A 15,657-nucleotide genomic window follows, 5' to 3' on the forward strand; every position below is an offset into this window, starting at 1 on the left:
TAAACAGCTAAACAGCTAAATAAGCAGCTAACAAGTTAAACCAAAATGAAGCCCATGTTATTCGATAACATGGGCTTTTTGTTTGTCTTCGGTTTATCAAAACGGAATATGAAACGCATCTCGATTAATGCGCATAAAGCGTAGAAATACCTATCTCCTGCCCTCGTTTCATCTTCTTTTCCAACCTTTCCAATGGTTTGATCTCTTTCTCGGATTGTTTCTGTTACTTTGAATGACAACACAAACACAACAGACAATTACAATGAAAAAAACATCACTATTACTTGCTTCCATTGCTCTGGCACTTTCTGGTGTCGCACACGCTGACCAGCTAGAAGACATTCAAAAATCAGGTACTCTGCGTGTGGGCACCACAGGTGACTACAAGCCTTTCTCTTACTTCGATGGTAAAAGCTACTCTGGCTACGATATCGACGTTGCACAGCACATCGCGGAACAATTAGGCGTTGAATTGAAGATTGTTCGTACCACATGGAAAGATCTACTGGCCGATCTAGACGACGATAAGTACGACATCGCAATGGGCGGCATTACACGTAAAATGCAGCGTCAGTTAAACGCGGAACAAACTCAAGGCTACATGACCTTTGGTAAGTGTTTCTTGGTTGCAAAAGGCACCGCAGAACAGTACGACAGCATTGAGAAAGTGAACCTCTCTTCTGTTCGTGTGGGCGTGAACATTGGCGGTACTAACGAGATCTTTGCCGACGCGAACTTGCAGAATGCAAGCTTCACACGCTACGAGAACAATCTCGACGTACCGAAAGCAGTAGCAGAAGGCAAAGTTGATGTGATGGTAACAGAAACCCCTGAAGGTCTATTCTATCAAGTAACTGATGAACGTCTTGAAGCGGCACGCTGCGAAACTCCATTCACCAACAGTCAGTTCGGCTATCTGATTCCTAAAGGTGAACAACGTTTGTTGAACACGGTGAACTTCATTATGGATGAGATGAAATTGAAAGGTGTTGAAGAAGAGTTCCTGATCCACAACTCCCTTAAGTAACTCTTTTCAATTTATACCGTAACAAAAAAGAGGCCAGCAATGCTGGCCTCTTTCGTTATGGTTCAATGGTTCGCTTTAACCGTGAGTTATCACATTCTGCTGTACCAATGCATCCAGAATGTCCGAAGGCATGGTGCTACTTAAGGTTAGCTGTGGCGCAAGGTCTTCAACCACAATCACCTGTTCCGTAGTACCTAAGCCATCCGGGTTGATCGTAAGCTCAATATCATCCCCGTCCACTTTCGCGTCTATTTGTTGTAGCAACGCGGTCATGTCTGGAGATGTATTTTTAAGCTCCGGCAACACTTCTCTCAAGTCAATGCTGTCCCCTTCCGACAAATCAAAGTCGGTAATCGTATCTTCAACACCATCTTCGATGTTAAGCCATACGAACGAGTCCATACCATCACCACCAGTCAGAATGTCTGAGCCTCCGCCGCCAATCAGGGTGTCGTTACCGTCACCGCCAACAAGCGTATCGTCACCTGCGCCACCTTCAAGTCGATCATTCCCTGAACCACCCGTTAAGTCAGTCGCATTAGCACCAGCCAGTAACTGAACATCATCGGTTTCCGAAGCCAAGTTAATATCAACTGCGTTAGACACAATGTTCAAGTTAAGGCCAATCGATGCAGAGGTTGCTGTATCGTTGTTGTCAGTCTCTTCAGAAACCGCCTCGACTTTCAGTGTGTAGTTACCTGGAGTTTGAGAAAGCCCAACCGCTTGCAAGCTTTCAATTGCATCTGCCGTTGCTACCCAAACACCACCGCCAAGATCCGTCACAGAACCCGCAGCACTGGTGATTTGAGCGCCAGCAGGTACATCACTGATATGCAGCGTTAGCTCTTCTGTAATGTCCGTTAAGGCTGCGATAATCCCAACTAAAGGAATGCCACTCGCACTCACAGACTGACTCGCAGTAATGTTTCTCACGTAGTTAGTCGCACTATCGATAGACAGGGTTGGTGCATTCGCCACTGGCGTCACCGCGATGTTGTAAACCACAGGTGCTGTCTCTATCGCAATACCTGAAGGGTTGCCGCTGTCTTTGGCAACAACTTCTAATCCAATGCTATTGGTTGGAGACAGGCTCGCATCAAGGAAAACACCATTTGGACTGGTTGGCGTATCAATCAACGCATTCAGGTCACTCAATGTCCCCACTAAGATGACTGAACCCGTGTTGTTGCCGTTAACAACAACCGTCGTCACTGCTGGAAGTGATACATTCAATGTACCGTAATCCACCGTCAGCGTGACGGTCATCAGATCATCAGAAAATGTATCTACATAATCAGGGTCACTGACATTGATACCACTCAACAGTTGACCAGCATCCTCGTCAATAACCGTAGTGACACTGTCACCATTAACGACCGGTGTATCGTTCACTCCATCGACAATCGCGGTGATCTCCGCTGTATCCGTTAGGAAGTCATTAGCGCCGTTGGTTGTACCATCATCCTCTACGGTATAGGTAAACTTAACGTTGCCGTTGTATTCATCAGCTGCCGTAAATACCCAGTATGGGCCAGTGATCGTAGCATCATCAGCACCACCTACGTTCTCGAAGCGTTGTAGTTGACCTTGGCCTTCATCGAGCGCCAGATTAGTCACGGTAATCGTGTCGTTTTCCGGATCGCTCGTCGCAGCAATTAAATCGCCCTCTTTGATGATCAACTGACCTTCTTCAAGGATGTTGCCTAAGTCGATGTCCGTTGCTACAGGAGCGTCATTCACTTCCGTTACTTCAAGACTAATTTCAGCACTGTCGGTTAGGAAGTCATCCGCGCCATTAGTTGTACCGTCATCAGTAATTGAGTAATTGAATTTAACGTCACCGTTAAAGTCGTTGTCCGCTACAAATAGCCAGAATGGTCCGGTAATCGCCGCGTCATCGGCGCCACCTGCATTTTCAAAGCGGGTTAGTTGGCCTTGTCCCTGAGTCAGAGTTACACCAGTTACTGTTAAGTTGTGGTTTTCTGGGTCAGAGCTTGCTGCAATTAAATCCCCTTCAACAATAACAAGCTGGCCTTCCTCGGCAATCGAACCTAAATCAACATCTGTCGCGACAGGCGCATCGTTCACTTCCGTCACCTTAATGGTGAACGTAGTTTGATTAGTTTGAGCCGTATTCGGATCACCCGCGTCAATCAAGCCATTATTACCGCCGTCATCGAGTGTTGCATTGATCGTGACTAAACCACTCTGGTTGAGATAGTTCTGGTCTGGGTCTGGTTTGAAAGTCACGGCTCCATTAGTCAATGCGGTATTGATGTCGGCTTCTTTACCGGTAATCACCAATGAGCCACCAGGTTGCAATACAAACGTCACGTCAGGTGAGCTCGTAAACTCAAACACACCTTGCGCTCCCGGAAGTGTTTGATCGACTTGCAACGTAAGAACATACGGAGCGTCTGGATTATCAAAGTTAGCATCAACGTCGTAGATACTAAAGTTGTCGATAGCAACACTAATGTCTTCCGATGTTTCAATATTCGTTACGTTCACAAAGATCGGTTGATCGTTAATAGGATCAATCACCAGATCAACATCGAAGCTGGTTGGCGTCCCCAAATATTCGGTGTTATCAGCGTCAGTATCCACAGAGCGAACGGTAATCTGCAGCGGGCCATTAATGCCTAATACATTACCCGTATCGCTATTGTGTTCACCTGAATTGAATACGATCTTATCAAGTGACTGCGCAGCAACATCAAGTGTCCAAAGCTGCGTAACTGGATCATAACTAGCCAAGGTTGTGCCGTCTGGATAATAGATAGAGGCATCTTGAGGAACGCCCGCAACTTCTACTCGAAGTGTCTCTGGTGCATTCTCGGTATAAGTGCCGTTGCCCGTTGCAGATAGCTCTTTATCCAAAATCGTCGCATTGATTTCGATATCAATGTTTTGACCTTCGTTACCTGTCACAGAATCTGTTGGATTAGTATCAACATCATCACCCACAGGTACCACATGCAGCTTAAAGCTTGGCAGATTTGATGCTGCAGTAGGCACACCCAACAAAGATTCTTGAGTAAATACGGCAACACCAAATTCAGCCGTACCACTGAAGTCCTTAGGCGGTAAAATCGAAATCTCACTCAAGTCGAACGATAACCCTGATGCTTGAGGTAGTTGAACACTCCACTCACCACCACCATTATTCTTCACCGTGTATGCCGAACCAGCATCTGCACGCATCTGGAAGCCATCAGGTACATCTGTAAACTTAATCGACACAAACTGTTCTGAGCCATCAAGGTCAGTCAGTGCAATCGATACAGGCCCTGTGCCCGACAAAGAAATCAGCTGGTCCTCAGTACCCGTAATCTCGATAACATCAGGATCGCTACCCGGGCCAGTGACAGACACGTCATCCACCACAGGAACGACTTCAAAACTGACATTGGTAGAGAAAGTATCGGTATCAGTCGCGCTGCCAGTTGGCGAAGCTGCATCATTGTATGTAGCAGTATCGGTAATCGTCCCGCTGACATTCACTTGCACCTGATTTACGTCATTATCTGTTGGGTAATTTAACGCCGGTCGGAATAGTACATTATCCAACGCGCCTGCATTAATCTCAGCTTCATTAAAGGTCACCGATGTGCCAAGCGATACCCCTGCGCTGGTATAGAAAGCCCCAACACTCGTGTCATTTAACGTCAGTGTGATAGAGGTGAATTTTTCGTCACCACCTTCAACTCCGCTTACTTGGTCATCAATGGTCGAGCTGAAATCAAGTTGGATATAGGTATCTTCGTAGCCGACTGGATCTTGCCCTGCTTGACCGTCGGTATCGACAGGGTTAAACGAATCGTCAAGCGAACCAACGACAGTAACGTCAATATCTAGGTTACCTTCAACATCAGGAGCAACTTTAATGACTACTTCTGTCACTAGAGTTTTCTCATCCCCCGACAATACGTCTTTAGTTACTATCGTCAACGGCAACCTAAAGTCGCCGGAGTAGTCGGCTGGTAAGTTAAGCAGTAGTCCAGAGAGGTCGGTCGAGACCCCTTGATCGACGGTAGTCTGGAATACATATTTGCCATTAACAAAGTCTAGGTCGCTGCTTCCCGATAAACTAATTGGGAAGGTGACTTCGTTCACCGCTCCTGGATTAATGGTCACACTGTCATCAATAATGATGGTCACTTGATCAGTTGAGTCATCTTCGCCCGAGAAAGTAATTAAACCATTCAATGCCGTACCTAGATCTAACTGGGTGTCCTCAATCGCATCAACAACACTGTCTGGTGTTATATCAATATCGGCTGCAACCTTAGTACTCCCAGCCACCACTTGAGGGAATGACAGAGTGACTTCTCCGTCCCTACGAGCGGCCGTAGATGACTCAACCTCAGCACCATCACCTCGGTCTATCACCGTACTAAAGATGTCCATCTTGATGTCATTGAACCCTCCAGCCCCGCTGTTTCCTGAAGGAAGAACAAGGCCGTTCGGTGCACTGATGCTAAATATGTCTTCATTCGTTACAACCCAGCGCCCATTGCCTTCATAAGCAGCGCCAATAACGAGCAGTTGATTGAGTACAGCATCTGATAGAGCCGAGTCGTCCACATTTGTTAATTGAATAACTAACTGATCCACTTCTTCGATAACGGACGAAGCATCTGTTTCTTGATATCGAATGACGAACTCATCCGTAACCGATGTATTATCGCTATTGGTAGTGAACTTAAGCACGCCAGTGTTTGCATCAGCAACTACGGTTGCTAGTGCTCCAGTACCCAGCACATCATCGACGATAAGCTTGTTGCTCGCATCTTCAGGCTCAACCACAGGTCGCACTTGAACGTTAATGATTCCGGTTATATCTGGATCGGCTTCGACATAACCACCATCTTCATCCTCTAAGCCGCTAGGCGTATACTCATGATCTCGCTCTTCCATTTTAAGTTCGGTGGTCAACGTAAAATCTGCACTAGAATCAGCCGGGGGCGTCATTTGAATGAAGTTATTCGCTAATGCAATTTGAGTAAATTGCTCCGGTGTTTGACTAGCGTCTTTAGGAGTAATAGTTAACGTACCTGCACCATCATTTACAACAGTAACATCACCATTTACGGTAGGTGTGACACCCGATGGAATACCGGAAATCGTAATCGAAGTGAAATGCTCATCAGAATCAATATAGTCTGCACCTTCGGGGTGCCAATCAATGTTGATAGCCGTATCTTCATCACCGTTAGTCGTATTGACATAAGTTGCTGATGTGTCGATTCTAGGTATAACAAGCACGCGCACTTCTTGGTCAAACGTAAGCGTATGACCGTCATTCTCAGTCACGATCACTTTACCCTGAATATGAATATTCTCAGTTGAAGAATCGACAGGTCTGATGCGGATTCCTGAGGTTTTACCTGCGTCAGTGATGTTCGCTTCGTAGATAGGTTTAGAAAGATCGGGGCTACCACCCGGACCGGTTTCGTAACCGACAAAGTTAAGGTCAATAATGGTACCGTCACCGTCTTCCAGAATAACGCCATCAGGAATACCCGAGAGGATAACGGTTATGGATTCTGAACCATCGTCAGGTAATGGGGTTTGATCTACTGCTGCAGGATCAGGTCTTCTCTCTCCCGACAACACGGTGAAATCAAGCTCGGCGTAGCTGTCTCCATTCTGGCTCTCTTGGATCGTGGTTTGAACACCAGGTGTTGTGCCATCGGTGATTGCTGTCCAAGCCGTACCGTTTGTACCGCCATAAGGAATATCTGCAACCCCTTTAACCTCAACGTTAACCGTTTTAGTTTCTAGGATTTCTTCATCAACTTGTGCACCAGTAGAGAGGTTCGCAGTGTCTTTAACCACACCGGTTACGTCAAAGGTAAAATCAACATTGCTGTGTTTAGTCGGAGTAACTTCAATTTTCGCTAAGTCAGCATAAGCAATCTCTTGGTAAACGATGCCATTGATAGTCACGGTGTTGATGGTTACATTGCTATCAGTACTACTAAGCACCGCGCCTTCAGTAATATTGTTAATACGAACGAAGAGTTCTTCAGATCCATCAGTATCAACGGATCCCGTCATGGTGATAACTTCGTCTAACGTGAATGCGTCCTTATTATCAAGAGGACCTAGATAATCAGGATCATCAATGTTGTCTTCGTTAATACGAATCCGGTTAACACTGAACGACCCAGGGTCCGCATCGGCAGTCACATCAATGATAATGTTTTGCTCAACAGAGCGAGCGGTCGTTTTGTCTAACCCGCCGTTCGCTGAATCATCGTATGGGTTAAGCGTCTCTTCCGTAATTGCCGTCGCTTTGAACTCAATTTGTCCAGAGAAGTTGTCGATTGGGTTAACGACTGTGCTATTAATATCAGCAGATGCGATGATATAAACACCATTAACAGGCGTTAACACATTGCCATTTTGATCAAGTAACTCAAACTTCCCATCACCCTGAATCGCTTCAAGTTCATAGGTAATCGTCTCAGTATTGCTGTTATCTTGCGATTCAGCATTCAGCTGCAACGTAACATTGTCTTCATCTTCATTCACTTGATACTGATAAGTACTGTTGGCGTCATCCCACGTTGCAATATCCGCTACCGCTTCAATCTCGATTCTGAAGTTTGAGTTAACGGTGTGATCCGTATTGCCATTTTTCTCAATTTCTAGCTCATAACGAACGCGCCCACCAGTTTCATCCGAACTAGCGTGTTGGTCCGGAACAAAGAACAAGTTGTCTATCGTCGCAATAGTTTGTCTTGGCTCATTCGGATTTGGAGCAAAGCTTTGTTCGAGTTGAGGAGGACCAAATATAATGCTCCCATTTGACTCAGGCACTAATTCAATGTAGTCAGCACCATCAAAGTAATAAAAAGTACCTTGATGACTATCACCTCCGTTCGGGCTTTTAATCGTCAACTGGCCAATAGATTCAGCGTTATCTTGGTCATACAGACTAACTTGCAGCGCAACTTGAGCTGGCGCATTAGGCAAACCATTTTGGTTATCTTGAATATTCTCAAGAGCCGGCTCATCGCCTGTTGCATAAGGTATGGTTGAGTCTCTACCCGCATCCTCGAAGGTCGTCACTTTCAGAGCGATTCTTGTAGAGTCCCTATCAGTAATCGTTATATCTAACGGTGTTTCAGAGGTATCTAAATCGCCATCCGTCGCAATCACATTAATCGAAAAATCGATGGTGTCTAGGCCGTCATGATCGAGATAGCCGTTAGCTCTAAATTCAACCTCGCCATTTGAGTTGATACGCAAACGCCCTAGCTCACGGGTGTCCACGCCACCACTACCATCGTCGGTTTGTTCGTACACTCGTACTTGTTGACTACCGCTATTTAAATCGAAACTGCTGCTGTACGGCCCGCTGTTTCCTGTACGGAAAACAATATCTGCACCATTACTGGTAATGCCCTCAATTCGACTCAGTACCGCGCCATCCGCGCCGACATCCGTCGCATTAGCAAACATGTCAACTTTGGAATTACCATAGCCCTGGCCTTCAATTCGTGTGATCGATTGAGTTGTCACCAATGGAACATCATCAGTCACCGTGATTTTCAACTCGATCGCGTTTGATTGGTCTTGATCAAAATCTTCTGCAACAACAGAAAAGTTAAGGTCAATTGCGTTTTCATTCGCGCCATCAGGGTGCTTAAGTGGTTTAAACAATTCAAACTGATAGCTGTTATCCGAGGTATCGAAAATAATCTCAAACACAGCTTCATTACTCGTTGCAGTTTGAGCAACGTAAGTAAATGTTGTGCCGCTTTGTGAAACAGCAAGCCACTCTAAACTTTCTCCGTTGGAGGTTAAGCCAGTCAGAACCAAATCTTCATCAACCAGTTCATACTTCACAACACCATCCGCGCCTTCATCGACAGTGAACAGGCCATTAATAATGGTGTCTTCAGATTGCTCGGAACCAATACCAGTAAGATCGTCTTCATCGACAACCGTTTCACCCGTCGGCGCACTCATTACTGGCGCATCGTCTAGCACCTCGATTGGCAATACATATTGGTTAGAATCATCGCCGTCACCATCAACCGCAACGACATCAAATGGAATCGTTAAGGTATTGGAATTCGGGCTTGTTGGATGGTTTAGAGGACCTAGCAACGTAAACGTATAAGAGCCGTCATTCGCTAGCGCGAGCGTGAAGATAGGAGTTCCACTTGTCGTCGTACCTTGATAGGTCGTTGTGTTGGCGGCACCTGTGACTTCTGTAATAGAAATCGCTTCAGTTCCAGAGGTCAATGTCGCTTCAAGCGCAGAGATATTACGCAGTTCGTAAACCTCTACTTGGTCTGCACCTTCTGTGGTAACAAATGCACCTGTTGCTTGAGAAATCGCAGAGCCGAGATCATCTTCATCAACCACAAATGTGCTGGTCGCTGTCGTATCGGTAATGACAGGCACATCATCGGTGATAGTAACGGTCAAAGGTTTCATCACAGAGTCGGTATTGTCTTGGTCGACCGCGATCACTGGCAGAGTGAATACTTGATCGTTGTTGCCTTGCACAGGCAGATGATCGAGCTCTTCCAACAAAGTGAAGGTGTATTCGCCTAGCACTACACTATTAAAAGTGATGGTAAAGATATCCGTTTGAACACCCCCACTCTCAACGAAACCAATATAGGTTCCGCTGTTGGCTGGATCTTCTTTAAGCTGAACCACTAGGCCATCCGATTTCAAATCACCAGACGTGTTGAACTGAGTGGTATCAATACGGAAATAGCTCACATCATCACTTCCCGCTGTGAAAGCAATGGTTTCAGTTTGGCTCACAGGTAAGCTCGGAGATGAACCATCCACGAGATTCGCTTCTTCCAATGCAACCGTTGGTACAGTATCAATTACCGGTGGAGCACCATCTGAAATCGTCAATGTCACGGTCGAAGTAACAATATCACCGTCTTTATCTTCTGATGTCACGGTAATCGTCTTAACGATATCACCACCAGAATGATTCAGGTTTCGATTAGGCTCAAAGCGCACATCACCTTCAAGATTGATAAACAAAGACCCTTCAGTGAATACAAACTCTTGCTCGCCAGTATTCGTTTGTACCAATGCTTTTTCAGCTTGATTGTCATACACAAACTTAGTGATTGTGGCGCCATCTGCACTTTGTGCAGGCATCACATCAAAGACTGTTGTAGTTGGTGTTCCCGTACTTGGCTCTGTGATGTTGAGCGCACCTGATTGCATCAGCTGAACATCATCGGTGATGGTGACAGTCAGCGGTTTAGACGCTGAAATATCACCATCGGTATCTTCTGCATAAACAGAAAGATCAAAGCTCAGATCGTTATTTCCTAAACCATCAACATGATCTAAACGTTCAAGCAAAGTAAACGTATATTGGCTTGGGTTCGTGTCATCAAAATCTAGAGTGAATATGGTTTTCTCCACACCCATTCCATCAGTGGTAAAGGCAATGTAGTCGCCAGAGTTTGCAGGATCTTCACGTAAACTCAGTGACAAACCATCCGACTTCAACGCGCCGTTAGTATTGAATAGCCCTACTTCCACCACTATTTCAGCAATATCATCACTGCTTGCAAGTGAAGTAATGGTTTGAGTGATACTCACAGGATTTACACTAGGCGTCGAACCATCCGCAAGTAAGCTTTCTGACAATGCCACACCCGGCACAACGTCGATTGTTGGTCCATCACCATCAACAATGGTGAGCGTAACCGTCGACGAAAAGATATCGTTATCAAAGTCTGAAGACGTGAACACGATTGACTTAACAATGTTCCCTGCAGAGTGATCAAGGTTTCGATTTGGCTCAAACCTTACATCACCATCTAATGTCACAAACAATGAACCTTCAATGAAAACAAACTCTTGTTCGCCACTGATGTTCTGATTCAGAGTAATTGGAGAACCACCGTCATACGTGAACTGCGTAATGTTCGCGCCGTCTGCACTTGGTATTGGCATCACATCAACGGTAGTTGTTGTTGGAGTACCAGAATTTGGCTCGGTAATGGTTAAGAAGCCATCTTGCATTTGCTGGATGTCATCTTCTATCGTAACCACCACATCGCGCTTTGTTGACTCAGAATCATCGGTATCAACAGCATAGATAGGTAAGCGGAAAGTAAGGTCGTTGTTGAGCACGCCATCAAGGTGATCAAGCGCCTCAATCAAGGTAAGTGTAAACTGAGCTTTGTTTGCACTATCAAAGCTAATGGTAAATACATCGGTAACGTTACCCATACCATCATCGGTATAACCAATGTAGTCACCAGCAGAAGAAGGATCTTCTTTTAGTTGAACAACAAGACCACTTGATTTCAACAGATCGCCAGGATTGAATTCGTTGGTCGCAATTCTAAAGTGACTAAAATCATCACTTCCTTCGGTGTAAGTGATTGTATGAGTCGAACTTACCGGAGAACCAGTTGGCGTAGAGCCATCCGCTAGGTTGACTTCCGATAAGTTAACATCTGGAACCACGTCAATAACGGGATCAATTCCGTCTTTGATCGTCAACGTGACATCCGCGGTATCGGTATCGTTATCAAAATCACTGGTCGTCACGACTATCGTTCTCACGATATCGCCAGATGAATGGTCTAGATTTCTACTTGGTTCAAAGCGCACCTCACCTTCAATCGTGATGTACAGTAAGCCATCGGTTACGGTAAAAACTTGTTCTGTAGACACAGTTGGGTCTAACGTAACAGCCGTGCCACCATCGTAGATAAACTGATTCACTTTCGCGCCATCAGCACTCTGTGTCGGCATAACGTCGATTGTTGGTGTGGTTGGCGTACCTGCTGCTATATCAGCAAGTGAAGGCTCAGTGATACTTAACGCCCCATCTTGAACGCCTTGTACATCATCGGTGATCACCACGGTCATTGGCGACATTGCAGAATCATCACCATCGGTATCAACCGCTAAAACAGGGACATCGAAACTTAGAGTATTGTTTTGTAATCCATCTGTATGGTCTAACGCTTCAAGCAGTGTGAACGTATATTGCCCTAGATTGGTTGTCGAGAAACTGATCGTGAAGACGTTGGTTTCGACGTTAGAACCGTCCTTGACGAAGCCAATGTAATTACCAGAATTCGCTGGCTGCTCTTTAATCTCAACCTCTAATCCATTCGACTTCAAAGCCCCCGAAGTATTGAACTGAGCAGGGTCAATTCTGAAATAACTAACATCGTCACTACCCTCTGAGTAGGTAATAACTTGAGTCATCGCCACTGGATTGCCGGTTGGCGAAGAACCATCAGCGAGATCCACTTCTGAGAGCGTAATTCCAGGGACCAAATCGATCGTTGGAAGATCACCATCGGTAATCTTCAATGTCACGGTAGATGAGACGATATCACCATCAAGGTCAGTAGATGTAACAACAATCGTCTTAGTAATATCACCACTCGTGTGATCTTGATTTCGCACAGGCTCGAATCGTATCTCACCTTCTGTGGTAATAAATACAGAACCTTCAGTGAACACAAACTCTTGCTCGCCATTCACATTGAGATCAAGGCTTTCTGCACTGTTTCCATCAAACACAAATGAAGTGATTTTTGCTCCATCTGCGCTCTGATTTGGCATCACGTCCAGAGTATTCGATGTTTCGACGACTCCAGCAGGCTCACGACTGGTTATTGTGCCGCCTTGCATCAACTGCACATCATCACCAATAGTCACGCCAAGCTGAGAGACTAACGAATCGTCGCCGTCACTATCCACCGCATACACAGGCAGATCAAAACTCAGGTCGTTGTTGCCACGTGCATCTTGATGATCCAAGGCTTCGATTAAGGTAAAGGTGTATTCACCTAAGGTTGTCCCAGAAAAACTCAACGTAAATACTGTGGTTACCGCATTCGACGAGCTGGTTGTAAATCCGATGTAGTTGCCCGACCCTTGCGGATCTTCACGTAATTCAACAGCTAAACCATTCGATGTGAGTGCATCATTGGTATTGAACTCTGTTGGTTCAAGGCGGAAGCGGACCACATCATCACTTTGATTAGTGAAGGTGATGGTTTCGGTTTGACTTACCGCACTGCCACTTGGGGCTGAACCATCCGTCAGGTTCGTTTCAGATAAGCTAACCGTTGGAATAACATCAATGGTTGGAATATCACCATCGGTGATCGTTAACGTAACGGTTGACGTGACTGAGTCTTTGTCGAAATCGCTTGAGGTCACCACTATCGACTTAACAATATCGCCGGCCGTATGGTCAAGATCTCGATTAGGCTCAAAGCGAACTTCACCTTCGAGGGTAATGTACAGTTTGCCTTCTGCGAAGATAAACTGCTGTTCGCCTGCAATATTTTGATCGAGGGTGTTTACGACGCCATCATAAGTGAACTGAGTGATGGTCGCGCCGTCAGCACTTTGGTTTGGCATGACATCAAAAGTAGCCGTGGTCGATGTACCAGCCGCTAAATCAGCGACGGTCGGCTCGGTAATATTGAGCGCACCACCTTGCATGATTTGAACATCATCATCAATCGTTACATTAAGCTGCGATACCAGTGAATCATCACCATCACTGTCTACCGCATAAACAGGCAGGTCAAAGCTCAGATCATTGTTCGCTAGGCCATCAACATGGTCTAGCGCTTCAAGTAGAGTGAAAGTGTATTCTCCTAACGTGGTTGAAGAGAAGCTAATGGTAAACACGGGGACTTCAGCGCTCGAACCGTTGGTAATAAAGCCTATGTAAGTGCCCGGATTAGCAGAATCTTCTTTTATCTCGACCGCAAACCCATTCGATTTCAGTACACCACCGACATTAAACTCAGTTGGTTCAATGCGGAAACTCGTCACATCATCACTTTGGTTAGTGAAAGTAATCGTCTCGGTTTGACTTACTGCGCTACCGCTCGGGCTAGAGCCATCGCTAAGGTTAGTTTCAGATAGAGTAACGCTTGGCACGGCATCGATGGTTGGGATATCACCATCGGTAATCGTCAGCGTAACCGTTGCTGTCACGGGATCGTTATCGAAGTCACTTGAAGTCACCACAATCGACTTCACGATGTCTTCGCTCGTTGTGTGGTCTAAATTACGATTTGGCTCAAAACGCACTTCACCTTCAAGAGTGATAAACAACTCACCTTCTGTGAAGCTAAATTGCTGCTCACCATTGTCAGTTTGATCCAATGTTCGAGTTTGACCATCATACGTAAATTGAGTGATCGTCGTGCCATCGGCACTTTGTTCTGGCATCACATCGATGGTATTGGTTGTCACTGTGCCGTCTGCAAGATTTGGCTCAGTGATATCTAACGTACCATCCTGCATGATTTGAACATCATCACCGATGGTTACATTTAACTGAGAAACCAAAGAATCATCGCCATCGCTGTCTACTGCATAAACAGGCATGTCAAAGCTCAAACTGTTATTCACCAGACCATCTTCGTGGTCAAGCGCTTCAAGTAACGTAAATGTGTATTGACCTAGATTTGTACCAGAGAAGGTAACGGTAAAGACGTTGGTTTCAACATCCGACGCGTCTTTAACAAAACCGATGTAATCACCAGCACTGTTAGGATCTTCTTTTAGCTGAACCGCCAAGTTGTTTGACGTTAACGTACCTAGAGTATTGAACTCTGTTGGCTCGATACGGAACGACTCAATATCGTCACTTTCATGAGTAAACTGAATGACTTTGGTGTCACTGACCGCAGAATTCGACGGATCAGAGCCATCGGCTAGATTCGTTTCAGATAGTGAAATTGGTGGAATGACATCTATGGTTGGGACATCGCCGTCCGTAATCGTAAGCGTCACTGTCGAGGTAAGAACGTCATCATCGCCATCGCTTGATGTCACAACGATATTTTTAACAATATCGCCTGCTGAGTGGTCTAAATCTCGGTTCGGCTCAAAGCGCACTTCCCCTTGAGTCGTAATAAACAGTGAGCCTTCGGTGAAGGTAAACTCTTGCTCGGTCGCATCATTCGGGTCTAGAGAGTAAGCGGTGCCGTCATAGGTAAATTGAGTCACACTCGCGCCATCGGCACTTGCGGATGTTAATACATCGAAAACGGATGTCGCTGGCGTACCTGCAGACAAGTCGGCAAAAGTAGGCTCTTCGATACTAAGCGAACCACTCACCATCACTTGAACATCATCAGTAATCGTTACCGATAGCGGTGACATTAACGAGTCATCACCGTCGGTATCAACCGCGTAAACTGGTAGTTCGAACGTGAAGTCGTTATTGCCACGACCATCCTCGTGGTCGATATTCTCCAACAGCGTAAAAGTATATTGCCCCAGAGTCGCAGCGCTAAAGCTTAATGTGAAAATCTGTGTTTCTACATTCGTCGCACTGGTAGTAAAACCAATGTAGTCACCCGACCCCGCCGGATCTTCACGTAACTCAACGGCTAAACCGTTCGATTTAAGATCGTCGCTAGTATTGAACTCAGTTGACTCAATACGGAAACGAACCACATCATCACTTTGATTGGTAAACATGATGGTTTGAGTAGAGCTCACCGCGCTGCCACTCGGAGCAGAGCCATCACTCAGATCCGTTTCAGAAAGGGTAACGCTTGGAATGACGTCGATCGTAGGGTTGTCACCATCCGTAATCGTCAACGTTACGGTTGAAGTCAGCG

General features: G+C 45.8%; 2 protein-coding genes. One reads left to right on the forward strand and one right to left on the reverse strand.

The genetic code is table 11. The annotated features are described in order from the left end of the window. The first annotated feature begins 262 nt into the window (after positions 1-262). Positions 263-1,027 carry a transporter substrate-binding domain-containing protein gene (locus AB4375_RS07670; protein ID WP_017067326.1) on the forward strand — a complete coding sequence of 255 codons (765 nt, stop codon included), beginning with the start codon at positions 263-265 and terminating at the stop codon, positions 1,025-1,027. Between the two features lie 75 nt (positions 1,028-1,102). Here AB4375_RS07670 and AB4375_RS07675 read toward each other — a convergent pair. After that, positions 1,103-15,657: cadherin-like domain-containing protein (locus AB4375_RS07675; protein WP_372051288.1), on the reverse strand; the 14,555-nt coding region annotated here is incomplete at its 5' end.

Origin of the sequence: Vibrio sp. 10N.261.51.C6 (genome assembly GCF_041471785.1) — a bacterium.
Lineage (GTDB): Bacteria > Pseudomonadota > Gammaproteobacteria > Enterobacterales > Vibrionaceae > Vibrio > Vibrio crassostreae_C.

Coding starts and splice junctions, on each gene's coding strand:
- AB4375_RS07670 (WP_017067326.1), top strand. CDS start 263: ATGAAAAAAACATCACTATTACTTGCTTCCATTGCTCTGGCACTTTCT.